21 protein-coding genes, 10 tRNA genes and 1 rRNA gene are annotated in these 25,285 nt (G+C 41.8%); 3 read left to right on the top strand and 29 right to left on the bottom strand.

Features of this window, described 5'->3' with window-relative positions; genetic code table 11:
• Positions 1–21 precede the first annotated feature (21 nt).
• The 10 genes from rpmC to rpsJ form a co-directional block, all read right to left on the bottom strand.
• Positions 22–216 (bottom strand): 50S ribosomal protein L29, encoded by a 195-nt coding sequence (rpmC, locus tag J7Q78_RS07910; protein ID WP_154243334.1) that lies wholly within the window; start codon positions 214–216, stop codon positions 22–24.
• A complete protein-coding gene (rplP, locus tag J7Q78_RS07905) occupies positions 206–640 on the bottom strand; it encodes a 50S ribosomal protein L16 (RefSeq protein ID WP_004270207.1) in 435 nt (144 codons plus the stop codon). Before rplP ends, rpmC begins: the two co-directional genes overlap by 11 nt.
• Positions 641–642: 2 nt before the next feature.
• Entirely contained in the window at positions 643–1,302 is a 660-nt protein-coding gene (gene rpsC / locus J7Q78_RS07900; protein WP_004270189.1) for a 30S ribosomal protein S3, read from the bottom strand.
• 13 nt (positions 1,303–1,315) lie between these two features.
• Complete coding sequence (gene rplV, locus J7Q78_RS07895) at positions 1,316–1,669, bottom strand: 50S ribosomal protein L22 (protein ID WP_089556242.1); 354 nt, start codon at positions 1,667–1,669, stop codon at positions 1,316–1,318.
• Positions 1,670–1,687: 18 nt separating this feature from the next.
• On the bottom strand, positions 1,688–1,969 hold the full coding sequence (gene rpsS, locus J7Q78_RS07890) for a 30S ribosomal protein S19 (protein WP_004270198.1): 282 nt from the start codon (positions 1,967–1,969) through the stop codon (positions 1,688–1,690).
• An 84-nt stretch (positions 1,970–2,053) separates the two neighbouring features.
• Positions 2,054–2,887: a 50S ribosomal protein L2 gene (gene rplB / locus J7Q78_RS07885; protein ID WP_154243335.1), complete on the bottom strand. Its 834-nt coding sequence runs from the start codon at positions 2,885–2,887 to the stop codon at positions 2,054–2,056.
• A gap of 38 nt (positions 2,888–2,925) precedes the next feature.
• A complete protein-coding gene (gene rplW / locus J7Q78_RS07880; protein ID WP_004270217.1) occupies positions 2,926–3,210 on the bottom strand; it encodes a 50S ribosomal protein L23 in 285 nt (94 codons plus the stop codon).
• A complete protein-coding gene (rplD, locus tag J7Q78_RS07875; protein WP_004270194.1) occupies positions 3,210–3,833 on the bottom strand; it encodes a 50S ribosomal protein L4 in 624 nt (207 codons plus the stop codon). Before rplD ends, rplW begins: the two co-directional genes overlap by 1 nt.
• Positions 3,834–3,856: 23 nt before the next feature.
• The gene (gene rplC, locus J7Q78_RS07870) at positions 3,857–4,492 is read right to left on the bottom strand and encodes a 50S ribosomal protein L3 (RefSeq protein ID WP_057908162.1); all 636 of its coding nucleotides are present in this window, start codon (positions 4,490–4,492) and stop codon (positions 3,857–3,859) included.
• A 43-nt stretch (positions 4,493–4,535) separates the two neighbouring features.
• Positions 4,536–4,844, bottom strand: coding sequence for a 30S ribosomal protein S10 (gene rpsJ, locus J7Q78_RS07865; protein WP_004270220.1), 309 nt, complete (start codon positions 4,842–4,844; stop codon positions 4,536–4,538).
• 330 nt (positions 4,845–5,174) lie between these two features.
• Here rpsJ and J7Q78_RS07860 point away from each other — a divergent pair, with 330 nt between their 5' ends.
• A complete protein-coding gene (locus tag J7Q78_RS07860; RefSeq protein ID WP_208422935.1) occupies positions 5,175–5,726 on the top strand; it encodes a cysteine hydrolase family protein in 552 nt (183 codons plus the stop codon).
• A 524-nt stretch (positions 5,727–6,250) separates the two neighbouring features.
• Here J7Q78_RS07860 and fusA read toward each other — a convergent pair.
• The 3 genes from fusA to rpsL form a co-directional block, all read right to left on the bottom strand.
• Positions 6,251–8,338: an elongation factor G gene (gene fusA, locus J7Q78_RS07855; protein ID WP_154243337.1), complete on the bottom strand. Its 2,088-nt coding sequence runs from the start codon at positions 8,336–8,338 to the stop codon at positions 6,251–6,253.
• A gap of 95 nt (positions 8,339–8,433) precedes the next feature.
• The gene (rpsG, locus tag J7Q78_RS07850; protein ID WP_154243338.1) at positions 8,434–8,904 is read right to left on the bottom strand and encodes a 30S ribosomal protein S7; all 471 of its coding nucleotides are present in this window, start codon (positions 8,902–8,904) and stop codon (positions 8,434–8,436) included.
• An 87-nt stretch (positions 8,905–8,991) separates the two neighbouring features.
• Positions 8,992–9,405, bottom strand: coding sequence for a 30S ribosomal protein S12 (gene rpsL / locus J7Q78_RS07845; RefSeq protein ID WP_154243339.1), 414 nt, complete (start codon positions 9,403–9,405; stop codon positions 8,992–8,994).
• A gap of 279 nt (positions 9,406–9,684) precedes the next feature.
• Here rpsL and J7Q78_RS07840 point away from each other — a divergent pair, with 279 nt between their 5' ends.
• Positions 9,685–10,383 (top strand): prepilin peptidase, encoded by a 699-nt coding sequence (locus J7Q78_RS07840; RefSeq protein WP_173011607.1) that lies wholly within the window; start codon positions 9,685–9,687, stop codon positions 10,381–10,383.
• A gap of 64 nt (positions 10,384–10,447) precedes the next feature.
• On the opposite strand, the gene rpoC is transcribed toward J7Q78_RS07840, so the two are convergent.
• From rpoC to J7Q78_RS07825, 3 genes are all read right to left on the bottom strand, one after another.
• Entirely contained in the window at positions 10,448–14,092 is a 3,645-nt protein-coding gene (gene rpoC / locus J7Q78_RS07835; RefSeq protein ID WP_208422934.1) for a DNA-directed RNA polymerase subunit beta', read from the bottom strand.
• A 32-nt stretch (positions 14,093–14,124) separates the two neighbouring features.
• A complete protein-coding gene (gene rpoB, locus J7Q78_RS07830; RefSeq protein WP_154243342.1) occupies positions 14,125–17,724 on the bottom strand; it encodes a DNA-directed RNA polymerase subunit beta in 3,600 nt (1,199 codons plus the stop codon).
• 272 nt (positions 17,725–17,996) lie between these two features.
• The gene (locus J7Q78_RS07825) at positions 17,997–18,962 is read right to left on the bottom strand and encodes an LTA synthase family protein (RefSeq protein ID WP_235688088.1); all 966 of its coding nucleotides are present in this window, start codon (positions 18,960–18,962) and stop codon (positions 17,997–17,999) included.
• A 195-nt stretch (positions 18,963–19,157) separates the two neighbouring features.
• Between J7Q78_RS07825 and J7Q78_RS07820 the strand changes: the two genes are divergently transcribed.
• Positions 19,158–21,077 (top strand): fructose-1,6-bisphosphatase, encoded by a 1,920-nt coding sequence (locus J7Q78_RS07820; protein WP_208422932.1) that lies wholly within the window; start codon positions 19,158–19,160, stop codon positions 21,075–21,077.
• A 36-nt stretch (positions 21,078–21,113) separates the two neighbouring features.
• On the opposite strand, the gene J7Q78_RS07815 is transcribed toward J7Q78_RS07820, so the two are convergent.
• The 13 genes from J7Q78_RS07815 to rrf form a co-directional block, all read right to left on the bottom strand.
• On the bottom strand, positions 21,114–23,579 hold the full coding sequence (locus J7Q78_RS07815; protein WP_154243345.1) for an ATP-dependent Clp protease ATP-binding subunit: 2,466 nt from the start codon (positions 23,577–23,579) through the stop codon (positions 21,114–21,116).
• Positions 23,580–23,596: 17 nt separating this feature from the next.
• Positions 23,597–24,067: a CtsR family transcriptional regulator gene (locus tag J7Q78_RS07810; protein WP_154243346.1), complete on the bottom strand. Its 471-nt coding sequence runs from the start codon at positions 24,065–24,067 to the stop codon at positions 23,597–23,599.
• Between the two features lie 174 nt (positions 24,068–24,241).
• Positions 24,242–24,315, bottom strand: a tRNA-Pro gene (locus J7Q78_RS07805).
• A 28-nt stretch (positions 24,316–24,343) separates the two neighbouring features.
• Positions 24,344–24,415 (bottom strand) — tRNA-Gly (locus J7Q78_RS07800).
• A 28-nt stretch (positions 24,416–24,443) separates the two neighbouring features.
• A tRNA-Pro gene (locus tag J7Q78_RS07795) sits at positions 24,444–24,517 on the bottom strand.
• Positions 24,518–24,522: 5 nt separating this feature from the next.
• Positions 24,523–24,596: transfer RNA gene (locus J7Q78_RS07790), tRNA-Arg, on the bottom strand.
• Positions 24,597–24,610: 14 nt separating this feature from the next.
• A tRNA-Leu gene (locus J7Q78_RS07785) sits at positions 24,611–24,696 on the bottom strand.
• 14 nt (positions 24,697–24,710) lie between these two features.
• Positions 24,711–24,782: transfer RNA gene (locus J7Q78_RS07780), tRNA-Gly, on the bottom strand.
• Between the two features lie 7 nt (positions 24,783–24,789).
• Positions 24,790–24,862: transfer RNA gene (locus J7Q78_RS07775), tRNA-Thr, on the bottom strand.
• A gap of 35 nt (positions 24,863–24,897) precedes the next feature.
• Positions 24,898–24,981, bottom strand: a tRNA-Leu gene (locus J7Q78_RS07770).
• A 23-nt stretch (positions 24,982–25,004) separates the two neighbouring features.
• Positions 25,005–25,077, bottom strand: a tRNA-Lys gene (locus J7Q78_RS07765).
• A gap of 2 nt (positions 25,078–25,079) precedes the next feature.
• A tRNA-Val gene (locus J7Q78_RS07760) sits at positions 25,080–25,152 on the bottom strand.
• Between the two features lie 11 nt (positions 25,153–25,163).
• Positions 25,164–25,280 (bottom strand): 5S ribosomal RNA (gene rrf / locus J7Q78_RS07755).
• Between the last annotated feature and the right edge of the window lie 5 nt (positions 25,281–25,285).

Here is a 25,285-nt window from a genome sequence, read left to right as displayed (position 1 = left end):
TAAATAGCTCCTTTCCATTTATTATTTGTTAAGTTCTTGTTGACGTAATACAGTTTTAATCCGGGCAATGTTCTTACGAACTTGCTTTAAGCGGGCGGTATTTTCTAATTGACCGGTAGCTTGTTGGAAACGAAGATTGAATAATTCTTCTTTGTATTGGTGTTCTTTTTCAAGCATTTCAGCAGTGGTTAATTCAATAATATCTTTAGCCTTCATTTGACTCGCCACCTACTTCCTCGCGTTTTACGATCTTAGTTTTAACTGGCAATTTATGTGATGCCAAGCGTAATGCTTCACGAGCAACTTCTTCAGAAACGCCGCCGATTTCAAACATGACTTTTTCACGTTTTACTACAGCAACCCATCCAGCAGGAGCACCCTTACCTGAACCCATTCGAACGCCGACACCTTTTGCAGTGTATGATTTATGAGGGAAAATTTTAATCCACACTTTCCCACCACGTTTCATGTAACGAGTCATGGCAACACGAGCAGCTTCGATTTGACGGTTGGTAATCCAACTTGATTCCAAAGCTTGTAACCCGAATTCACCAAATGTGACTTCTTTACCACCTTTTGCAGCACCGCGCATCTTCCCACGGAATTCACGACGATGTTTTACACGTTTAGGTACTAACATGTTTATTTCCCTCCTTTCGTATTGTTGTTGGCTTTAGCGGGTAATACTTCGCCCCGATAAATCCAAGTCTTAACTCCTAATTTACCGTAAGTAGTCATGGCTTCATCCCATGAATAATCGATGTCTGCACGTAATGTATGCAAAGGAACCGTTCCTTGCGCATGTGTTTCGACACGCGACATGTCAGCACCGTTCAAACGGCCGGCAACTTGAGTTTTAATCCCCTTAGCACCAGCGCGCATTGTCCGTTGCATAGCTTGGCGTTGAGCACGACGGAAAGCAACACGTGCTTCCAATTGACGAGCAATGCCTTCACCTACTAAATGAGCGTCTAAATCAGGTTTCTTGATTTCCACAATGTTGATGTGTACTTTCTTACCTGTTAAGTTGTTTAATTCTTTACGTAGATTTTCTACTTCAGAACCGCCTTTACCGATGACCATACCAGGTTTAGCAGTATGGATTGAAACGTTCACGCGATTTGCAGCACGTTCGATTTCAATAGTAGAGACAGATGCGTCAGCTAATTTTGTGTTAATGTATTTACGAATCTTAAGATCTTCGTGTAAAAATGTTGCGAAATCTTTTTCTGCATACCATTTAGCGTCCCAATCACGGATGACGCCAACACGAAAACCGGTTGGATTAATCTTTTGACCCACGCGATATCCCTCCTTATGCTTCTTTTTCTGATACAACTACAGTGATGTGACTTGTACGTTTGTTGATTGGTGATGCTGAGCCTTTAGCGCGAGGACGAAAACGTTTCAATGTTGGTCCTTCGTTAACATAAGCTTCAGTAACGACTAAGTTTTCTGCATCTAAGTCATAGTTATGTTCTGCATTAGCGATAGCTGATTTCAGAACTTTAATTACAACTGGTGAAGCAGCTCTTGGTGTAAATTCTAAGATTGCAATTGCTTCTGCAACGCTCTTGCCTCTAATTAAGTCGACTACCATCCGTACTTTACGGGCTGCCATGCGAACTGTCTTAGCGCTAGCTGTTGCACTAGTAATTTGATCTGCCATTGAGATTCATCCTCCTTTCTAGCGTGCTTTTGTTTTCTTATCGTCATTTCCATGACCATGGAAAGTTCTTGTTGGTACGAATTCACCTAATTTATGGCCTACCATATCGTCTGAAATGAAAACGGGAACGTGTTTCCGTCCGTCATAAACAGCGATTGTGTACCCAATAAAGCTAGGGAAAATTGTCGAGCGACGGGACCAAGTCTTGATGACTTGTTTCTTTTCGCTATCGGCTTGTGCTTCAATTTTATTGAGCAAATGTGCGTCTGCGAATGGTCCTTTTTTCAAACTACGACTCATTATGAAACCTCCTTCGAATAAAAAGTTCAATGTGACTTTTACGTTTAAGCCGCATTGGCTTTAGACATGTTCAATTGGAACTGATTATTTTGATTTACGATGACGAATAATAAGTTTTTCTGAACGAGCCTTACTACTACGTGTCTTCTTACCAAGCGTTTTCTTACCCCATGGAGACATAGGAGAAGGACGACCGATTGGAGCTTTACCTTCACCACCACCGTGAGGATGATCGTTAGGGTTCATTACTGACCCACGAACTGTAGGACGGATACCCATCCAACGTTTACGGCCGGCTTTACCAATCTTGATTAATTCGTGTTGACCGTTACCAACAGTCCCGATCGTTGCACGACATGTAAGTAGAATCATCCGCGTTTCGCCAGAAGTTAAACGAACAATCGCGTATTTACCTTCTTTACCTAATAATTGAGCTGATGTACCAGCTGAACGAACCAATTGGCCGCCTTTACCAGGTTTTAATTCGATATTGTGGATGATTGTACCATCAGGAATATTAGCTAATGGTAATGCGTTACCGACTTTGATATCGGCATCCACACCAGATTCAACAACCATGCCTACTTCAAGACCTTTAGGGGCGATGATGTATGACTTGATACCATCTGGATATTGGATTAATGCGATATTTGAAGTTCTATTTGGATCGTATTCGATTGATTTAACAGTCGCTTTGATACCATCTTTGATACGCTTGAAGTCAATGACACGATATTTTTGCTTATGACCGCCGCCACGATGACGAACAGTGATATGACCATGTGCATTACGACCAGCAGTATGGCTTTGGGATTCCAACAACGTCTTTTCAGGGGTTGTCTTTGTGATCTCAGCAAAATCTGAGCTGGTCATATTACGACGACCATTTGTGGTTGGTTTGTACTTAATAATTCCCACGTGTATACCCTCCTATAATTATTCTATTTAAATGTTGCTTAATCTTCGAAAATCTTAATTTCTTTTGAGTCAGCAGTTAAAGTAACGATTGCTTTGCGGCGTTTTTTAGTATAGCCAGCATAGCGACCTTGACGTTTTAACTTGCCACGAACGTTCATGATGTTTACGTTTTTAACGTTTACACCAAAGATTTCTTCGATTGCGTAACGCACTTGTGTTTTGTTGGCACGAACATCAACATCAAATGTGTATTTCTTGTCGTCCATTGCAGCCATTGAATTTTCAGTAACTACTGGACGTAAAATAACATCGCGTGCTTCCATTATGCAAGCACCTCCTCAATTTTAGAAAGGGCAGCTTGAGTAAGAATTAATTTTTGGTTGCCAACAACGTCTAACACGTTGATGCCATCAGCAGCAACAACTGTTACGTTTGGTAAGTTGCGTGCTGATAATGCAGCAAAATCATTTCCATCTTCAAGTACTACCAATGCTTTAGTATTAACGTCTAACTTGTTAAGTACTTCAGCGAATTCTTTAGTCTTAGGTGCGTCAAAGTTGAATGCATCTACAACCACTAAATCATTGTCGATAACCTTTTGTGAAAGTACTGACTTGATTGCAAGACGACGTACTTTACGAGGTAATTTGTAGCTGTATGAACGAGGTGTAGGACCAAATACGGTACCACCACCACGCCATTGAGGTGAACGGATTGAGCCTTGACGAGCACGACCAGTACCCTTTTGACGCCAAGGTTTACGTCCACCACCGCGAACAGCTGATCTGTTCTTAACAGCGTGTGTTCCTTGTCTTAATGAAGCCCGTTGCATGATGATTGCATCAAACACAACGTTTTCGTTAGGTTCGATAGCCCAGATTGAGTCGTTTAATTCAACGTTCCCATTTTGACTACCATCTTGTTTAAATAATGTTACGTTTGCCATTGGTAAAATCCTCCCTTCTCAGATTATTTGTTACGAGCTTTAACAGCTGTTTTAATTGTAATCATTGAGTTTTTAGCACCTGGCACGTTACCTTTAACAAGAATAACGTTCTTTTCAACGTCTGTGCTTACAACCACAAGGTTTTGAACAGTACGTTGGTTGTTACCCATGCGCCCAGGTAATAATTTACCTTTGAAGACGCGGTTGATAATCGCACCCATTGAACCAGGACGACGGTGATAACGAGAACCGTGACCCATAGGCCCACGTGATTGGCCGTCTTTTTTAATGTTACCTTGGAAACCATGACCTTTCGTTACACCAGTAACGTCAACGACGTCGCCGGCTGCGAAAGTATCAACTTTGATTTCTGTTCCTACTTCGTAATCTCCTAATGCGACATCTCTGAATTCTCTAATGAAGCGCTTAGGAGTAGTATTTGCTTTTGCTACATGACCTTTAGCAGGTTTGTTTGACAAGACTTCACGTTTATCTTCAAAACCAACTTGGATGGCTTCATAGCCGTCTGTTTCGTTTGTTTTAACTTGTAAAACAACGTTTGGTGTTGCTTTGATAACTGTTACGGGAATTAATTCGCCGTTTTCAGTAAAGACTTGTGTCATACCTACTTTTCTACCTAAGATTCCTTTTGTGGTCATGGTAACACCTCTTTTCTAGTATTTTTAATTTAGTTGGTACGAATTAAAGCTTGATTTCGATATCTACACCACTTGGTAAGTCAAGTTTCATCAATGAATCAACTGTCTTAGGTGTAGGGTTAACAATATCGATTAAACGTTTGTGTGTACGCATTTCGAATTGTTCACGCGAATCTTTATGCTTATGTGGTGAACGGAGCACTGTATAAAGTGTTCTTTCAGTTGGCAATGGGATTGGGCCAGAGATAGTAGCACCTGTTCTCTTTGCTGTTTCCACAATCTTGTCAGCTGATTGATCCAAAATACGGTGTTCGAATGCCTTCAAACGAATACGAATCTTTTGTTTTGCCATGTTTTTCCCTCCTTCGTCTATTTTAAAAGTAGACTAGCTCCGTGAAAATTTTCCGGCACGCCCGCCATGGCAAAGCGGCCGGGTGTGTCGCAACCTCTCACATCTTAGCTACTCGGTAATCGTTTTGACTACCATAGTGCGCACTCCTGCTATGGAAATAGCACTTCATCTATCTTACAAGATACACCCCAATAACGCAACCCTTTTTCGCTGATTTATCAAAGTTTTTCACGAATTTTCATCAGTCTTACACTAAGCGTTATCAATTGATTTCTGGTCCCTTTTTGATACACTAAGAGCATCTTGAATTCCCTTTAGGAGGCCCCTATTATGTCCCATAACGCACTTTTGATTATCGACTATACAAACGACTTTGTTGATTCAAATGGCGCTCTAACAGCCGGTAAAAGCGCTCAGCTAATCGCCCCTGGAATCATCACATTAGCTGACCAATTCCTAGCAAATGATGATTATGTCATCTTACCAACTGACTTACACGTCGAAGATGATCCTTTTCATCCGGAGAGCACCCTATTTCCCCCACATAATCTAGCTAACACTTGGGGTCATGAGTTTTACGGGCCATTAGCCAACTGGTACGCAGAACATCAAGCCGATCCTCATGTTTACGCATTTGCAAAAAATCGCTATTCAGCCTTTGCTAACACTAATTTAGATAATTTTTTACGTGAGCGTGAGATTAACGCTTTAACGCTGACTGGCGTTTGCACCGACATTTGCGTACTTCACACAGCAGTCGCGGCATATAACTTAAATTATCCACTGACAATTCCAGCCGATGCCGTGGCAACTTTTACACCCAACGGCCAAAAATGGGCCCTGGCACATTTTAAAAACAGCCTTGGTGCCACAATTATCTAGCCCAATACGAAAAGCGCCGCAAACCATTTGGTTTGCGGCGCTTTTCTTTTCGGAGAAGTTTTATGAAAAAGAGTTTGCGTTTTTGCCAGGGCGGTGGCAAATCGAGTTAGCGGGGATTGAACCCGCATGAACCAGTATTAGTAACTAGCAGAGACTCATGCCTTCAAAATTAAGTCTTTACTAAAGACCAGAGAACCATTCGCTGTTCTTGGGAGGAATTTCAAATGGACTGGCTCGTTTTACCATTAAACTATAACTCATTGGTGGTGCTTTAGTTAGACGGATTCTTTAGGGAGGAATTGTCTAATGAAATTCAATTAATCTTACTTCTCAGATTATTTCTTGGGAGGAATTCATCTGATGTCTATAGATTACCAACTAGTTATGAATTAAATATGAACTTTCATTTACGAAACTGTAAAATCGCATTTTTTCGTCTTGAATTGACCCTTTAAGCGCAAAAAAAGGGCTCGTCATTTTGACGAGCCCTTTTCAATTGAAATCCATTTACTAAGATTAACGGCTTATTGGCCACCGTTTTTCTTGATGATTTCTTCTTGGATACTCTTAGGAACAGCTGAATAATGATCAAATGTCATTGTAAATGTCCCACGGCCTTGTGTAGCTGAACGTAATGTTGTCGCATAACCAAACATTTCTGACAATGGCACCATTGCATTAACAATTTGGGCATTACCACGCGCTTCCATCCCTTCAACACGACCACGACGAGCAGTAACTTGACCCATAATATCACCAAGATATTCTTCAGGGGCAATTACTTCAACTTTCATGATTGGTTCAAGGATTTCAGCACCAGCTTGTTTAGCAGCATTCTTCAATGCCATTGATGCAGCAATCTTAAATGCTGATTCATTTGAATCGACATCATGATAACTACCATCATATAACTTAGCTTTAACGTCGATCAATGGGTAACCAGCTAAGACACCGTTTGCCATTGATTCTTTCAAACCTTGTTCAACTGATGGAATGTATTCACGTGGAACAACCCCACCGACAATGGCATCTTCGAATTCGAAGCCTTTACCTTCTTCATTAGGTGTAAATTCAATCCAAACATCACCATATTGACCTTTACCACCAGATTGGCGAACGAATTTACCCTGTGCTGATGCTTGTTTTGTGAATGTTTCACGGTAAGCAACTTGTGGTTCACCAACTTTGGCACCCACTTTAAATTCACGTTTCATCCGGTCAACCATGATATCCAAGTGCAATTCACCCATCCCAGAAATAAGCGTTTCGCCTGTTTCATTGTTGGTTTCAGCCTTGAATGTAGGATCTTCTTCAGCAAGTTTTTGTAAAGCAAGATCTAACTTATCACGATCTTCTTTTGAATCAGGTTCGATAGAAACTTGGATAACTGGGTCAGGGAATTCCATTGATTCCAAAATTAATGGATGATCAACATCAGTTAATGAATCACCAGTTGTTGTGTTCTTCAAACCGATTGCAGCAGCGATATCCCCAGAGAATACTTCAGGAATTTCGTTACGGTGATTTGAATGCATTTGTAATAAACGACCAACACGTTCACGTTTGTTTTTAGTAGCATTCAAGATGTATGAACCAGATTGTAATGTACCAGTATAAACACGGAAGAATGTTAAACGACCAACGAATGGGTCAGTAGCAATCTTAAATGCCAAACCAGCAAATGGTTTATCATCGCCAGCCATCAATTCAACTTCTGAATCGTCAGCTGGGTTTTTAGCGTTGTAAGGACGTACGTCTAATGGTGATGGTAGGTAATCTACAACCCCATCCATTAACATTTGAACACCTTTATTTTTGAAAGCTGAACCAGCAAAAACTGGGAAGAATTTCAAATCGATAGTTGCTTGACGAATAGCAGCCTTTAATTCTTCTTTAGAAATTTCTTCGCCTTCTAAATATTTGTCCATAATGTCGTCGTTAACGTCAGCAACAGCTTCAACTAATTCGGCACGCCGTTTCGTAGCTTCTTCAAGGTAGTCAGCAGGTACATCAACTGTATCCCACTTAGCACCTAATTCATCTTCATCATAGATATCAGCTTGCATTTCGATCAAATCAATAACGCCTTGGAATTCGTCTTCAGCGCCAATTGGCATTTGAACAGCATGTGCGTTAGCTTGTAAACGATCTTCCAATGTTGTCATTGAATAATCGAAGTTAGCACCAATTTTATCCATCTTGTTAACAAAAACAATCCGGGGAACACCATAAGTAGTTGCTTGACGCCAAACATTTTCAGTTTGAGGTTCAACCCCTGATTGTGCATCTAAGACAGTAATCGCACCATCTAAAACACGCAATGAACGTTCAACTTCGATTGTGAAATCAACGTGACCTGGTGTATCAATGATATTTACTCGATTACCTTTCCATTCAGCAGTTGTAGCAGCTGATGTAATTGTAATCCCACGTTCTTGTTCTTGTTCCATCCAATCCATTTGTGAAGCACCTTCATGTGTTTCACCAATTTTATGGATTTTACCCGTATAGTACAAGATACGTTCTGTGGTCGTTGTTTTACCAGCATCAATATGAGCCATGATACCAATATTACGCGTTTTGTCTAACGGAAATTCACGTTTGTTTGCCATAAGTGAATGTTACTCCTCTCGAATATTAACCTAAAGACAACAAGAGGCCATTATATGATTTATTAAAAAACATACAATAGCCAACCTTGATAATCTTACCAGCGATAATGTGCAAATGCGCGGTTGGCATCAGCCATTTTATGTGTATCTTCACGTTTTTTAACAGCAGCACCAGTATTGTTGGCAGCATCCATGATTTCACGTGCAAGACGTTGATCCATCGTATGTTCCCCACGTAAGCGTGCGTAGTTAACTAACCAACGTAAGCCTAAAGTTGTCCGACGTTCTGGACGAACTTCAATTGGCACTTGGTAGTTAGAACCACCAATACGGCGAGCTTTAACTTCAAGTACTGGCATAATGTTGTTCATAGCTTCTTCGAACACTTCTAATGGGTCATTGCCAGTTTCTTCTTTAATAATATCAAATGCGTCATATAAGATTGTTGACGCTGTACCACGTTTACCATCAATCATTAAGCGGTTGATTAAGCGTGAAACCAATTTAGAATTGTACATTGGATCAGGTAAAACGTCACGTTTTGCAACATAGCCTTTTCTTGGCATCCTGATAACCTCCTCAAGATATTTAAGTCCTTGAAGTAACACACAGTGTCATTTAAACTTCAATCGACTTTTTTAATTTTTTGTGTGTTATTTTTTAGGTTTCTTAGTACCATACTTAGAACGACTTTGCATCCGGCCGTCAACACCAGCAGTATCTAAAGCACCACGGATAACGTGATAACGTACCCCAGGTAAATCCTTGACACGGCCCCCACGGATAAGAACAACACTATGTTCTTGTAGGTTATGACCAATACCAGGAATATAAGCTGTAACTTCGATTAAGTTCGATAAACGCACACGCGCATACTTACGTAAAGCAGAGTTAGGCTTTTTAGGTGTCATTGTACCGACACGAGTAGCAACCCCACGTTTTTGTGGTGCTGGATTATCTGTAGCTTTTTTCTTCATACTGTTGTAGCCAAAGTTTAATGCAGGTGCATCAGACTTTGAAGTTCTTGATTTACGACCCTTACGTACCAATTGGTTAATTGTTGGCATTTGAAGGTTCCTCCTTCCTTGATCTGAAAGTTATTTTTGAGTTTTAAGTCCACACATCCAGGTGGTTCTTTTTTTGCGATAAAAAAATGGCAACCGAGATTGCGTGGATTGTCATGCATTTTTAGACGTCAGTCAGCATGTCTGAATATCAGAAAACTTCCGTAAAAAGCACATCTACAAGAATAGCATGCACAACTGTGAAAGTCAACGTACTATAAGTCAGTTTTCCAGAAAAAGTTATGGCCTTTTTCCGTAATTATTATAAAGGAGATGACTCGTTTGCTAATTTATATTTCGGCCTTTATTTTTGGCGCATGTTGCGCCTCTTTTTTTACGGTTTGTGCCTGGCGTTGGCCACTTGGTTTATCCATCATTTGGCCCGGTTCGCAATGTGATTTCTGTCATCACGCCCTCGCTTGGTACGACTTGTGTCCAATTATCAGTTACATCGTTCTCAGAGGGCGCTGTCGCTATTGCGATGCGCAAATTCAACGCCATTTTTTTAACAGCGAAGTTGCTGGCGGCTTGTTAGCTTGTTGCTTAGCTCGTCATTATTTGCCATCACAGATGGGCTATTTATTGATTATTCTTTACTTGTTGAGCTTAGTCGATATTTTTCACACCGCGCTATACCCAGTTCCAATGTTGCTTGCTTTTATTCCTTTGTTTATTGAATATTGGCCATCAAATCATTGGGTCAGCGCCCTATTGATTGGCAGTAGTTTATCCATTATTAACTACTTTTCAGACGGTATTGGTACTGGTGATATTGAATTATTAGCAATTCTTGGCTTGTGGTTTGGGTTGGAGACCACCCTCTTGATGTTATTAATTGCCTGTCTTTTCTGCTTGACCAAATATCTCGTTGATTATCTTCGTCATCCAGTCGTCTTCGCGCTCGTTAGTCGCAGCCCAATTCCGTTTGTCCCGTATATCAGCCTCGGTGTTTGGGCTGTTTTGACTATTATGAACAAATAAAAAAGGCCTCACCATAACGGTGAGGCCTTTTTAAAAGCATCTATCTGCGTTTAATCGCGCTTATTTAGCTTTTTGTTTCTTCTTCTTTCATCTGTGCTTCGATGTCACTGATTGAGTAAACATTTTCTGAGACAGCACCGACTGTCTTGGGTTCCATATGACGATACTTCGCCATACCAGTACCAGCTGGGACAATCTTACCGATGATAACATTTTCTTTCAAACCAAGTAATGGATCGCTCTTACCACGGATAGAAGCATCCGTTAAGACCCGCGTTGTTTCTTGGAATGATGCGGCTGATAAGAAACTATTTGTTTCCAATGACGCTTTAGTAATCCCAAGCAAGACTGGCCGACAAGTAGCAGGTACACCACCGCTAATTAAGGTTTCGTGGTTACGGTCTGTAAATTCACTAATGTCCATTAATGTACCAGGTAAGATATCTGTATCGCCTGGATCCATAACACGAACTTTACGTAGCATTTGACGAACCATCACTTCAACGTGTTTATCGCCAATTTCAACACCTTGCATGCGGTAAACTTTTTGAACTTCATGCAAGAGGTAATTTTCAGTTGATAAAACGTCACGCACTTTAATTAATTGTTTAGGATCGACAGAACCACCTGTTAATTTAGAACCTCGACGAACCATATCGCCTTCGTTAACAATGACGTTGGCTGTGTAAGGCACGCTATATGAACGTGTATCGGTTTCACCTTGAACAGTGATTTCACGTGTATGTTCTGCTGGGTTTTCTTCCACCGCAACGACTTCACCAGTTACTTCAGTGATGGTTGCAAGCCCTTTAGGATTACGTGCTTCAAAAATTTCTTGGATACGAGGTAAACCTTGTGTGATATCTTCACCGCCGGCAACCCCACCGGTATGGAAGTTACGCATGGTTAATTGCGTACCAGGTTCACCGATTGATTGAGCTGCGACTGTTCCGACTGCTTCACCGACTTCAACTTCTTCACCGGTAGCCATGTTACGACCGTAACATTTTTTGCAGACACCGTGTTTTGTGTTACATGTGAAGACGGAACGAATGGTAACTTCTTCAACCCCAGCATCAACAACTGCTTGAGCCAATTGTTCATCCATTAATTGGTTACGACGAACCATCACTTCACCCGTTGTTGGGTTAACGATGGTCTTCATTGCACAACGCCCAACAAGACGATCATACAATGGTTCGATTAATTCGTTACCTTCTCGAATTGAGCGGATGAGCAGACCACGATCAGTCCCACAATCTTCTTCACGAATGATCACATCTTGAGCAACATCAACTAAACGACGTGTTAAGTAACCAGAATCGGCAGTCTTAAGCGCCGTATCAGTCATCCCTTTACGAGCACCATGGGTAGACATAAACATTTCCATGACAGAGAGTCCTTCACGGAAGTTTGATGTAACAGGCACTTCCATCATCCCACCATTAGGCGCAGCCATCAAGCCACGCATCCCAGCAAGTTGCGTAAAGTTAGAGATGTTCCCACGAGCACCAGAGTCAGACATCATTGAGATTGGGTTTGTAGGATCAAACGAATCTGTGAGTCGTTGTTGGATATCGTCTTTAGCATCATTCCAAATTTCAATCACGCGCGCATGGCGTTCTTCATCAGTAATTAAACCACGACGGAATTGTTTCGAAACCGTTGTGACCTTCTTATGGGCTTCATCAACAATTTCTTGTTTTTCAGGTAACTGTGGCACGTCGACAACCCCAACCGTTAAACCAGCATGGGTTGCTTGAACATAACCTAAGGTCTTCATGTCATCCAATAAATCAGATGTTCGTTGAACCTTATATACCTTGAAGACTTGCGCAATAATATCACTTAAGAAGCCCTTCTTAAATGGTAAAATAACTGCGGCACTTGAAAGGTAGTCATGAATATCTTCACCGTTGTCGATAAAGTATTTGTCTGGCACACCATTCATCAAGTTATCGGTTGTCGGTTCATTTAAATATGGGAAGCCAGTTGGCATGATTTCATTGAACATCACTTTACCAACACTGGTTACCATAATCTTGTGGCGTTGTTCGTCAGGGAATGGTCGGTTATCCATATCAGCTACTGACAACCCAATCCGACTGTGTAAATGAACGTGACCTGTTTGATAAGCCATTAAGACTTCGTTTGTATCTTTGAAGATCATACCTTCGCCGAGACTACCTTTTTGTTCAAGCGTTAAGTAATAGTTCCCTAAAACAACGTCTTGTGAAGGTGTAACGATTGGTTTACCATCTTTTGGTGCCAAAATATGGTGAGCAGCAAGCATTAACATTCTTGCTTCTGCTTGTGCTTCATCAGATAAAGGTACGTGGATAGCCATTTGGTCCCCATCAAAATCGGCATTGTAAGCTTCACAAGCTAATGGATGGAGACGAATTGACTTCCCATCAACTAAGATTGGTTCGAATGCTTGGATACCAAGTCGATGCAAAGTAGGTGCTCGGTTCAATAGAACTGGGCGTTCCTTGATGACGTCTTCTAAAACATCCCAAACATCGTCATCTTGACGATCAATTTTACGTTTGGCGTTTTTAATATTGGAAGCCATATCGCGTTTCACTAATTCGTGCATCACGAATGGTTTGAACAACTCAAGTGCCATTTCACGTGGTAACCCACATTGATAGAACTTCAATGTAGGGCCAACATCGATAACGGAACGACCAGAATAGTCGACACGTTTACCAAGTAAGTTTTGCCGGAAACGACCTTGTTTCCCTTTCAACATATGTGAAAGAGACTTCAATGGACGGTTACCAGGTCCAGTAACTGGACGACCACGACGACCATTGTCAATTAAAGCATCAACGGCTTCTTGTAACATCCGTTTTTCGTTTTGAACGATGATGCTTGGTGCCATCAAGTCTAACAAACGTTTCAATCGGTTGTTACGGTTGATAACACGCCGGTACAAGTCATTCAAATCAGATGTGGCAAAACGCCCACCTTCAAGTTGAACCATCGGCCGTAAATCTGGTGGAATAACAGGAATCGCATCCATCACCATCCATTCAGGATTATTTCCTGATTTACGGAAGGCATCTAAGATGTCTAAACGACGAATTGCCCGGGTTCTCTTTTGGCCTTGTGCTGACTTCAATTCTTCCTTTAATTCAGCAACTTCGCCTTCAAGATCAACGTCACGTAACAATTCTTTAATCGCTTCAGCCCCCATTTTGGCATTGAAACGATTACCGTATTCATCTAATTTTTCACGATATTCACGTTCGGTCATCAATTGTTTCTTTTCTAAAGCTGTATCGCCTGGATCAATCACAACATATGATGCGAAGTAAATAATTTCTTCCAATGCACGAGGGCTCATGTCTAAGACAAGGCCCATCCGGCTAGGAATCCCTTTAAAGTACCAGATATGGGTCACTGGCGCTGCAAGTTCGATATGTCCCATGCGTTCACGACGCACTTTTGAACGTGTAACTTCAACACCACAACGATCACAGACAATTCCTTTATAACGAATTCGTTTGTACTTCCCACAAGCACATTCCCAATCTTTCGTAGGACCGAATATTCTTTCGTCGAAAAGGCCATCGCGTTCAGGTTTTAAAGTACGGTAGTTGATTGTCTCCGGCTTTTTGACTTCACCATATGACCAACTACGAATTTTATCTGAAGATGCTAAACCAATTTGCATACTTTCAAACTTATTGACATCTATCAAAGGGCCGACCTCCTCATAATTTATAGCACACTTTATTCAACAGATGGATCTATTGCATCAGCATTTGCTGCTTGTGCCTTTTCAGCTTCTTCTTGTGCCTTTTTGGCTTCTTGTTCTTTAGCGTATTTAGATAATGCATCAATATTTTCGATATCCTCATCGTCGTCGTCCATATCGCGCAATTCAATTTCTTGATGATTAATATCTAAGACCTTCATGTCTAAGCCAAGTGATTGTAATTCTTTAACCAATACTCGGAATGATTCTGGCACACCCGGTTTTGGAATTGGTTCACCCTTGACGATGGCTTCATATGTCTTCACACGGCCAACAACATCGTCAGACTTATAAGTTAAGATTTCTTGTAAGGTATAAGCGGCACCATAAGCTTCAAGAGCCCAAACTTCCATTTCACCGAAACGTTGCCCACCAAATTGAGCTTTACCACCCAATGGTTGTTGCGTAACAAGTGAGTAAGGTCCGATTGAACGTGCATGAAGTTTATCGTCTACCATGTGGGCTAGTTTCATGTAGTACATGACCCCAACTGAAACACGTGTATCGAATGGTTCACCGGTCCGACCATCATAAAGAATACTCTTACCGTCTGAAGGCATGTTCGCTTCACGAACAGCATCCCATAAATCTTTATCTTGCGCACCATCAAAGACTGGGGTTGCAACATGGATGCCTAAGTTACGGGCAGCCATCCCAAGATGTAATTCAAGAACTTGTCCGATATTCATACGAGAAGGCACACCCATGGGACTCAATAAGATATCGACTGGGGTACCATCTGGCATGTATGGCATATCTTCTTCAGGAACAACGATTGAAACAGTCCCTTTGTTACCATGACGTCCAGCCATCTTATCACCGACTTGGATCTTACGTTTTTGGGTAATGTAAACCCGAACCATCATGTTAACACCTGGTGATAATTCATCGCCTGCTTCACGCGTAAAGATCTTAACATCTTGGATAATCCCGCCACCGCCATGTGGCACTTTCAATGATGTATCACGAACTTCGCGCGCCTTTTCACCGAAAATAGCGTGCAATAAACGTTCTTCGGCTGATAATTCAGTGACACCCTTCGGCGTAACCTTACCAACTAAAATATCGCCATCTTTAACTTCAGCACCAATGCGGACAATCCCAAATTCGTCAAGATCTTTCAATGAATCTTCACCGACGTTAGGAATTTCACGTGTGATTTCTTCAGGCCCAAGTTTAGTATCACGTGCTTCTGATTCGTATTCTTCAATATGAATTGAGGTATACAAATCTTCTTTAACTAACCGTTCTGAAAGAACAATCGCATCTTCGTAGTTATACATGTTCCAAGTCATGAAAGCGATCAATGGGTTTTGACCTAAGGCTAATTCGCCTTTTTCCATAGCTGGGCCATCAGCAATAATTTCATCAACATCAACGTGATCGCCTTTTGCAACGATTGGTCGTTGGTTGTAGTTCTTACCGGCATTTGAACGACGGAATTTCATTAATTCGTACGTATCTAATGAGCCGTCTTCACGACGAACGCGAATCACTTTCGCATCAACGTATTCAACCGTTCCAGCATGTTGAGCTAATAAGGCAATCCCTGAATCGTGGGCTGCTTTATATTCCATCCCAGTCCCAACAAGTGGTGCATGTGGGTCAATCAATGGTACGGCTTGACGTTGCATGTTAGCCCCCATCAAAGCACGGTTTGAATCATCATTTTCCAAGAAAGGAATGCAGGCCGTAGCAACCGCAACAACTTGCTTAGGCGAAACGTCCATATAATCTAACTTGTCGATTGAAGTTTCGATATTTTCATCCTTGTAACGAGCCAAGACCGTATTATCAACGAATGAACCGTCATCGTTTAATGGTGAGTTAGCTTGCGCAATGACATAGTTATCTTCTTCGTCGGCTGTTAAATAGTCGATCTTATCAGTAACTTCATGCGTATCCCAGCTAACACGACGATAAGGCGTTTCAATAAAGCCATAACGGTTAACAACAGCGTAGCTAGCTAAACTATTAATCAAACCGATATTAGGGCCTTCAGGCGTTTCGATTGGGCACATCCGGCCATAATGCGTATAGTGCACATCTCGCACTTCATAACCAGCACGATCACGAGTCAAACCACCAGGTCCTAAGGCAGATAGCCGCCGTTTATGCGTCAATTCGCCAAGTGGATTGGTTTGATCCATGAATTGTGACAATTGTGATGAACCGAAGAATTCCTTAATTGAGGCAACAACTGGCCGAATGTTGATCAATTGTTGTGGGGTCACAGTGCTTGTGTCTTGAATTGACATCCGTTCACGAACCACACGTTCCATCCGTGATAAACCAATCCGGAATTGGTTTTGTAATAATTCACCAACTGAACGAATCCGACGGTTCCCTAAATGATCAATGTCATCCGTTGAACCGAGGCCTTCTTGTAAGTTAAAGAAGTAGTTCATTGAGGCGATAATATCAGCAGGAATCACATGCTTAATCTTGGCATCAATATGCCCGTTACCAATTAAGTTGATTTCTTTATCTGGTGTTTTTTGTGAGTAAACTTTGATGACTTGGAGGGTCATTGGTTCTGGTAAGACACCTTCATCAGATGGTTGGTAAGTAACCGTCTTAAAGTCTTCTCTATCTAAGTATGGTGCCAAGGCATCCATTACTTGACGATCGACAACTGTGTCTTTGGCAGCAATTACTTCACCAGTATCTGGATCAGCAAGTGTTTCAGCCAACGTTTGCCCCAATAAGCGTGTTTTTAAGCTTAATTTCTTATTAATCTTATACCGACCAACAGCAGCTAAATCATAACGTTTAGCATCGAAGAAACGGGCATAAAGTAATGAACGTGAGCTATCAGCTGTTTTAGGTTCGCCGGGGCGAAGTCTTTCATAGACATCTTTCAAAGCTTCTTCTGTTCTTGAGTCTTCAGTGTTCTTGTGAATATCTTTTTCTAACGTCAACATTAATGAATCATTGTCGCCCAAGATATCGATAATTTCTTGATCAGAACCGTAACCTAATGCCCGGATTAAAACAGACATTGGAATCTTACGTGTGCGATCAATTCGGACATATGCAATATCCTTAGCATCTGTTTCAAATTCCAACCATGCGCCTCGGTTAGGAATAACCGTTGTACCATAAGTTGTGCGGCTATTTTTATCAATAGCACTGTTGAAATAAACGCCTGGTGAACGAACTAATTGAGAAACAATTACTCGTTCAGCACCGTTAATGATAAAAGTCCCTTGGTCAGTCATCAATGGGAAGTCCCCAAAGAAAACGTCTTGAGATTTAATTTCACCAGTTTCATGGTTCGTTAATTTCAAAGTAACGTGTAATGGTGCTGAGTAGTTGGCATCATGTTGTCTAGCTTCTTCAACCGTGTATTTCGGTTCAAGAAGTTGATAATCAACGAATTCCAATGATAAGTTACCAGCAAAATCGTCAATTGGCATAATGTCGTCAAACATTTCACGAAGCCCTTCGTCTAAAAACCATTGATAGGAATTAGTTTGGATCTCGATCAAGTTTGGTAGTTCTAGCACTTCTTTAATCCGTGCGTAGCTTCTACGAGTACGATGTTTACCGTAATTCACTAAGTGTCCTGCCAAATTGTTCACCCCTCTATAAGTTTTCCGCAGCCTCATTGTTACAAAATAATGACAAATATTAAAAAAATATTACATTGCCATTTTCAGGTAATTTTGAGCAGAAAAAAAACAAAAACAGTTATTTTAAGCTGAATAAATCAGACTAACTATTTTTGTTTTTCATGAATACCGTGCTGGACAATAGATCAACACAATAAATTTTTCTACGGATTTTCGCAGTTACTGTATAATATACTTCTTTTACTACTAAAAGTCAATAATCTGCCTCAGTACTACTTATCATAAATAAATTGGTTATTATAAAATTTAGAATTAGCACTTAAGGCTTTATCAACCTCTTTAAATCCCTTTTCTTCTATTAGAGTCTTTTTACTTGAAAATAGATTAGTTCCTAGCCCCAGACGATCACCTTTAACCGCAACGCCCATTGCAGCTAATGTTGTTGGAAACATATCCATCGCGCTGAATTGCCGATTCTTAGTTTGTACATCGCGCGTCTTAGGCGCATTTAAGATCAAATTAAATGTATGTCGTTTATTAGCTGGGATGTTCTGATAATAATCAACATCCATCCCCAAGTGGTCCCCATTAACAATGATTGTCGTGTTTTGATAGAATGCTTGCGTTTGCGCCCACTTAATGAATTCAGCAATTTGATGGTCCGAAAATGCAATGACATTTGAATACTGATCACCATATTTCTCTGGCATATTCGGTTCTGGATAACCACCAATATGATGTGTATTCTCCGTTAGCATCGTTAAGTTGAAAGGCTGATTCGATTGGCTAAGTGCCAATGCACTTTCTTTAGCATATTCAAACAGTTTAGAATCTTCATATCCCCACCAAACATAGTAGTCCTCTGGTAACCGACCGTCTTTCCGCGCAGTTAATAAATCATCGATTTGAACAGCCCCATGTTGACTAAAATATGCTCGTCGACCACCAAACGTTGCATCTGAGCCTAATAAGACTTTCTGCTGATAACCATGCTTAGCTAAAATATTGTTTAATGTCACAGCACCTGGCAGAAATCGACTATTTTTTTCTAAACCATATGAATTACCATCAACCGGAACTTTTAGCGGTAACCCCGAAGTTTGTGCGACCATCCCCGCAACGGTCCATCCAGTCCCCGATAATTGCTGGGCACCACCAAATGGTTTACTTGTATTTGAAAAGTGAACCCCTTCTTGGCTCGCTAGTTCTGTTAATTCAGGTAACAAATTCTCCTTCATCTGTCCGCCCATCGCTTTCGAAGTTACCGTCGATTCAAGTGACTCAGCTAAAAAACAATCGTTCCCAGAGGCCGCGTTCAACGGTGCGACTTTCCAATTGGTATATACTAATAATTAGCGATTAAACAAAGTGATTTGCATTTACATTTATGATTGGTATAATCAAACTATTAGTTTAGCAGAGGAGTTTGGCAAATGATTAACAATAAAATGAAAGCGTTATCCGAAAAATACCCCACTAAAATGGCAATTACTTCTGAAATCATCAACTTAAAAGCTATCTTGAACCTTCCCAAACCAACTGAAGCCTTCATGAGCGATTTACATGGCGAATACGACGCCTTTCAACATCTCATTCGCACCGGGGCCGGGAATCTCCGCCAAAAAATTACGGAAGTCTTTTCCGGTGAAATGACTGAAGACACAATGCAAGCATTCGCTTTTTTAGTCTACTACCCAACCGAACGGCTTGCGCTCAAACACGAGCAACTAGCTACTACTGAACTCGAACAATGGTATCTCACGACTTTTAAGCGTTTAATCGACCTCTTGAAATTTGTCTCAACAAAATATACGCGCTCAAAAGTCCGCAAAGCAATGGCCCCCGACTTTGTCTATATTACCGAAGAATTAATGTACGGTGATGTTGCCAACAACGATAAGAAACGCTACTTCCAGGAAATTACAACATCCATTATTTCGATGGGGCAAGCTGACGCCTTAATTATCGCCACCAGTCATACTATCCAGCGGCTAGTTGTTGATCATTGGCACATCATCGGCGATATTTACGACCGGGGCCCGCGACCTGATCTGATTGTCGAACAACTCACCGAGTTACCCGCAGTTGATATTCAATGGGGCAATCATGATATTCTCTGGTTTGGTGCCGCTAGCGGTTCTCAATTATGCTTATTGAATCTCTTACGCATTTGCGCGCGCTACAATAATTTAGCCATCATCGAAAAAGCTTACGGCATCGACCTTAGTGAACTGGTTCAATTTGCCCAACAGACTTACCAACCCAATCCCGCCTTTGAACCTAAAGTCGCTGCCAATCAACCCGCGATATCAGCTGTTGAAAAGAAGATTATCAACCAAGTGCATCAAGCAATTGCCATCATGCAATTTAAGTTGGAACAAACAGTGATTAAGCGCAATCCTGATTTCAAAATGGACCATCGCTTAACGCTCAGTCATGTTGACTTTAAACAACAAACCATTCATTTGAATGGTCATGACTATCCGCTTGATAACACCTGTTTTCAAACAGTCGATTCAGGCCACCCAGAAGTCTTAACTTCCGATGAAGCAGCCATTGTCACATCATTGTTAGACGCATTTACGCACTGTCAAAAATTACGAAAACACCTACGCTTTTTAATCGACAACGGGCGAATGTATCAACTCTACAACCAAAACTTACTTTTCCATGGCTGTATTCCAGTTGATGAAGACGGCAACTTTCTCACCTTGACTCTCGCCAACCGACAATACGCCGGTAAAGCGTTACTCGACTTCTTCGATCATCAAATTCGAACAAGCTTTGATCATCCACTCAATCAAGATAATTTGTCCACTGATTTACTTTGGTACCTATGGACGGGCCCGCTTTCTCCTTTATTTGGCAAGGATGCAATGACCACCTTTGAACGCTACTTCAGCACCGATCCAGCCTTACACGTAGAAAAGAAAAACGCCTACTACCGACTACGCCATCAAGAAGCTTTTATTCAAAAGCTTCTACTAGAGTTTGGCTTAACGCCGGAAACGGGGCACATTCTCAATGGCCACACACCCGTCAAAAAAGGCCATACCCCAATCATGGCTAATCGCAAAATGATTGTGATTGATGGTGGCTTTTCGAAAGCTTATCACCACACAACGGGCATTGGCGGCTTTACTCTTTTATACAATTCCTATGGTATGCAGCTTGTCACCCACCAACCCTTCACTACACGAGCCAATGCGATTGCAAAGATGCAAGACATTATTTCTACACGGCGAGTGATTGATCAAGTTAGTCAGCGCCAACGTGTTAGCCAAACCAACATCGGTGCCGCAATTAAAACTGAAATTGAACAACTGACCACCCTCCTAAGCCAAAAAAAATAAGGTGGCGGACTAATTGGTCCGCCACCTTATTGGCGTTTAAACAGTTACTTTATTTGGCTTACTTGTAATCGTAATTTTACCCTTAGTTGCTCCAATTGTCACCGGGGCACCCACCGTGATTTCACCGGCAAGTAGGGCTTCACTCAATTGATCTTCCACTTGCGTTTGTAAGGCTCGCCGAATTGGTCGCGCCCCGTATTCAGGATCGAAACCGGCTTTGGCAACAACATCCATTGCCGCAGCAGTCATCTTGATTTGAATCCCCTGTTCCGCTAAACGCCCCAAGACATTCTTCGCCATAATCTTCACAATTTCGCGTAGTTCAAGTTGTGTTAAAGAATGGAAGACAACTGTTTCGTCAATTCGATTCAAGAACTCTGGGCGGAAGGCCTTCTTCAGCTCTTCCATAATTCGCCCTTGCATTGCCTTATAATCAGCTGTAACATCTTTAACTCCGAAGCCAACAGCTTTATCATCACGCAAGGCTGTCGCGCCTAAGTTGGAAGTCATAATCATAATTGTATTCCGGAAATCAACCTTTCGTCCCTTCGAATCCGTTAAGTAACCATCATCTAGGACTTGCAATAAGATATTGAAGATATCCGGATGTGCTTTTTCAACTTCATCAAATAAAATGACTGAATATGGTTGATTACGGACTTTTTCGGTTAATTGGCCGCCTTCTTCGTAGCCAACGTAACCCGGTGCTGCCCCCACTAAGCGACTCGTACTGTAACGTTCCATGTATTCTGACATGTCAACCCGAATCAAGTTGTCTTCAGAGCCAAACATTGCTTCTGCCAAAGCTTTAGCTAACTCTGTTTTACCAACCCCGGTTGGGCCTAAGAACATAAACGATCCGATTGGCCGCTTAGGATCTTTCAAACCACTACGCGCACGACGAATCGCACGTGAAACGGCTGAAATGGCTTCTTCTTGCCCAATAACGCGCTTATGCAAGACTTTCTCAAGTTGCATAAGTCGTTCGCTTTCTTTGCGTTGCAACTGCGTGACGGGCACACCCGTCCATTGTGCAACCACTTGCGCGATATCTTCAGCAGTTACTTGAATATCACTGCGGACGTTATTTTCTTGTTCAGCAGCTTGCAGCTTGGCAATCTTCGCCTTAATGGCTACTTCTTGTTCATGAATCGTGGCTGCTTTTTCAAAATCTTGCGCGCGAACAGCAGCTTCTTTATCTTCATTTAAAGTCTGCTGTTTTTGTTCTAATTTATCCAATGGGGTCTTCTGGTTAACAGCATCTAAGCGTACTTTAGCGGTAGCTTCGTCCATTAAATCGATCGCCTTATCAGGTAAGAACCGGTTCGTGATGTAGCGATTTGATAGGATAACCGCTTCATGTAAGGCTTCATCTGAAATCGCAATCCCATGATGGGCTTCGTAACGTGGACGTAACCCTTTTAAGATTTGTTCCGTGTCTTCAGGCGTCGGTTCGTTGACCGTAACGGTCGCGAATCGCCGTTCTAAGGCTGCATCTTTTTCGATATATTTTTGATATTCATCTAAAGTTGTCGCCCCAATTAATTGTAATTCACCACGTGCTAATGCTGGTTTCAAAATATTGGACGCGTCAATTGCCCCTTCAGCACCACCTGCACCAATAAGGGTGTGTAATTCATCAATAAAGAGAATAACTTGCCCATCTGCATAGATTTCATCGATAATCTTCTTCAAGCGATCTTCGAATTCACCGCGATATTTTGTCCCAGCAACTAATGAACCCATATCGAGCATCATCAGCCGTTTTTGCTGCATATCACTTGGAACGTCACCATTGACGATGCGTTGCGCAAATCCTTCAGCAATGGCTGTCTTACCGACACCGGGTTCACCGACTAAGACGGGATTATTCTTCGAACGCCGAGCTAAAATCTGCACAAGCCGCCGAACTTCTTCATCACGTCCCACAACCGGATCAATTTGATTATCACGCGCTAGTTGGGTTAAATCGCGCGCTAGTTGGTTCAACGTTGGTGTCCCGGCTTGATCGGTATTATTTTTAGCTGCTTTAGCACGTTTTTTAGCAGTTGCCGTATCTACACCCATTTTTTGGAGTAATAGTTGGCGCGTTTTAGCTAGGCTAAGCCCTAAATTTAATAAAATCCGCGCTGCAATAATATCATCATCACGTAAAAGTGCTAATAATAAATGCGCAGTCCCAATTTTGACCGAGTTAGCTTGTTGGGCTTCGATGCGAGCAATATCGAGTACTTGCTTGGCTTTAGGTGAGTATGGCAAATAACCACCAATGCCAGAAGCGATAACCGCATCACCGTATCCGGTTAAGCGTTCAATTTCTTCAAGGACATCGGTTGGATTAACCCCTAATTCGCGTAAGGTCATTCCAGCAATGCCTTCATTTTCTAAGACAATTGCCAATAGGAGATGTTCCGTTCCTAGTGCATGGTGATTAAATTTCTTTGCTTGTTCTTGTGCCATCATTAAGACGTTTTTCGCACTTGGTGTAAATAGATTATTCATGGATAATCCCCCACTTTTTACTTAATTTCATATCTTAATCGTTCTAATACGGCCACTAGAATCTGCGCTCTAAGCTGCTCTTCTAGTTGTTTATTATTAACCGCTAATGTCTGTGGACTCATTGCTGCGAGAATCAAATTGCCTTCCTTTTGCGAAAGAATTTGCTCATCATATAGTTTTTGGATAATAGCTAAGGAATCCGCTTGGGAAATCTGCGTATCAACATTTTCAATTAATGCTTCTAGAAAATCCCGATCATCGAGAAATTGAACCTTGACGATCCGAATATAACCACCGCCGCCCCGCTTACTATTAACGACATAACCACGCTGCTCAGTGAACCGCGTATTAATGACATAGTTAATTTGGGACGGTACGCAATTAAACAGTTTAGCAATTTCGGAGCGTCTGATTTCGATTTGTTCATTATCGGCGAGTATCTTTTTTAGATAGGCTTCAATAATATCCGAGATGTTCTGACTTTGCAAACATATCAGCCCCTTCATTTGATCTTTTGCGTTTTCAGTGTCAAAAGTTTAACTTTGACTAACGTTGACTATTATTATAACGATTATCACCACAAAATGAAAGTTTACTGACTTTTAGAACCTGATCAATTGTACGCACAAAAAAAAGACTTGTCATCAACAAGTCTTTGAAAGTCGGGAAAACAAGATTTGAACTTGCGACCCCTACGTCCCGAACGTAGTGCTCTACCAAGCTGAGCTACTTCCCGGAAACTATCTTATTATGGGTACAAAAAAAGCGGAAGACGGGATTCGAACCCGCGACCCCCACCATGGCAAGGTGATGTTCTACCACTGAACTACTTCCGCATTTTTTATTCACATTTTTTGTATCCAGTCGGGAAAACAGGATTCGAACCTGCGACCCCCTGGTCCCAAACCAGGTGCTCTACCAAGCTGAGCTATTTCCCGTTATATGCACCCAGTAGGAGTCGAACCTACAACCTTCTGATTCGTAGTCAGACACTCTATCCAGTTGCGCTATGGGTGCATTTTTCATTATGATGCCGAGGACCGGAATCGAACCGGTACGGTAGTCACCTACCGCGGGATTTTAAGTCCCGTGCGTCTGCCAGTTCCGCCACCCCGGCTTAATCATAATGAAAGCGGAAGACGGGATTCGAACCCGCGACCCCCACCATGGCAAGGTGATGTTCTACCACTGAACTACTTCCGCATCTTAATGCCGACTAGACGATTCGAACGCCCGACCCTCTGATTACAAATCAGATGCTCTACCAACTGAGCTAAGTCGGCATAATAAGATAACTTTCATTGAATATTCAATTGAATGCGGGTGAAGGGACTTGAACCCCCACGTCTATATAGACACTAGAACCTAAATCTAGCGCGTCTGCCAATTCCGCCACACCCGCATTTTGGCGTATAACTTGGCCGATGAGTCGTGACAGGCTCGAACTGTCGACCCTCTGATTAAAAGTCAGATGCTCTACCAACTGAGCTAACGACTCAATGGAGGTTACAGGGCTCGAACCTGTGACCCTCTGCTTGTAAGGCAGACGCTCTCCCAACTGAGCTAAACCTCCATCAATAAACAGCGCGGCAGCGTCCTATCCTCGCAGGTAGTTTCCCACCAACTACTATCGGCGCTAAGAAGCTTAACTTCTGTGTTCGACATGGGAACAGGTGTATCCTTCTTGCTATCGCCACCACACTATT

The organism is Latilactobacillus fragifolii, from assembly GCF_905332535.1.
Taxonomy (GTDB): domain Bacteria; phylum Bacillota; class Bacilli; order Lactobacillales; family Lactobacillaceae; genus Latilactobacillus; species Latilactobacillus fragifolii.
This window is presented reverse-complemented; position numbering and strand designations above follow the sequence as displayed.

What these genes read in the sequence shown, in the direction of transcription:
- rpmC (WP_154243334.1), bottom strand. Translation starts at nt 216, where the DNA reads ATGAAGGCTAAAGATATTATTGAATTAACCACTGCTGAAATGCTTGAA.
- rplP (WP_004270207.1), bottom strand. Translation starts at nt 640, where the DNA reads ATGTTAGTACCTAAACGTGTAAAACATCGTCGTGAATTCCGTGGGAAG.
- rplV (WP_089556242.1), bottom strand. Translation starts at nt 1,669, where the DNA reads ATGGCAGATCAAATTACTAGTGCAACAGCTAGCGCTAAGACAGTTCGC.
- rpsS (WP_004270198.1), bottom strand. Translation starts at nt 1,969, where the DNA reads ATGAGTCGTAGTTTGAAAAAAGGACCATTCGCAGACGCACATTTGCTC.
- rplW (WP_004270217.1), bottom strand. Translation starts at nt 3,210, where the DNA reads ATGGAAGCACGCGATGTTATTTTACGTCCAGTAGTTACTGAAAATTCA.
- rplD (WP_004270194.1), bottom strand. Translation starts at nt 3,833, where the DNA reads ATGGCAAACGTAACATTATTTAAACAAGATGGTAGTCAAAATGGGAAC.
- rplC (WP_057908162.1), bottom strand. Translation starts at nt 4,492, where the DNA reads ATGACCACAAAAGGAATCTTAGGTAGAAAAGTAGGTATGACACAAGTC.
- rpsJ (WP_004270220.1), bottom strand. Translation starts at nt 4,844, where the DNA reads ATGGCAAAACAAAAGATTCGTATTCGTTTGAAGGCATTCGAACACCGT.
- J7Q78_RS07860 (WP_208422935.1), top strand. Translation starts at nt 5,175, where the DNA reads ATGTCCCATAACGCACTTTTGATTATCGACTATACAAACGACTTTGTT.
- fusA (WP_154243337.1), bottom strand. Translation starts at nt 8,338, where the DNA reads ATGGCAAACAAACGTGAATTTCCGTTAGACAAAACGCGTAATATTGGT.
- rpsG (WP_154243338.1), bottom strand. Translation starts at nt 8,904, where the DNA reads ATGCCAAGAAAAGGCTATGTTGCAAAACGTGACGTTTTACCTGATCCA.
- rpsL (WP_154243339.1), bottom strand. Translation starts at nt 9,405, where the DNA reads ATGCCAACAATTAACCAATTGGTACGTAAGGGTCGTAAATCAAGAACT.
- J7Q78_RS07825 (WP_235688088.1), bottom strand. Translation starts at nt 18,962, where the DNA reads ATGAAGGAGAATTTGTTACCTGAATTAACAGAACTAGCGAGCCAAGAA.
- J7Q78_RS07820 (WP_208422932.1), top strand. Translation starts at nt 19,158, where the DNA reads ATGATTAACAATAAAATGAAAGCGTTATCCGAAAAATACCCCACTAAA.
- J7Q78_RS07815 (WP_154243345.1), bottom strand. Translation starts at nt 23,579, where the DNA reads ATGAATAATCTATTTACACCAAGTGCGAAAAACGTCTTAATGATGGCA.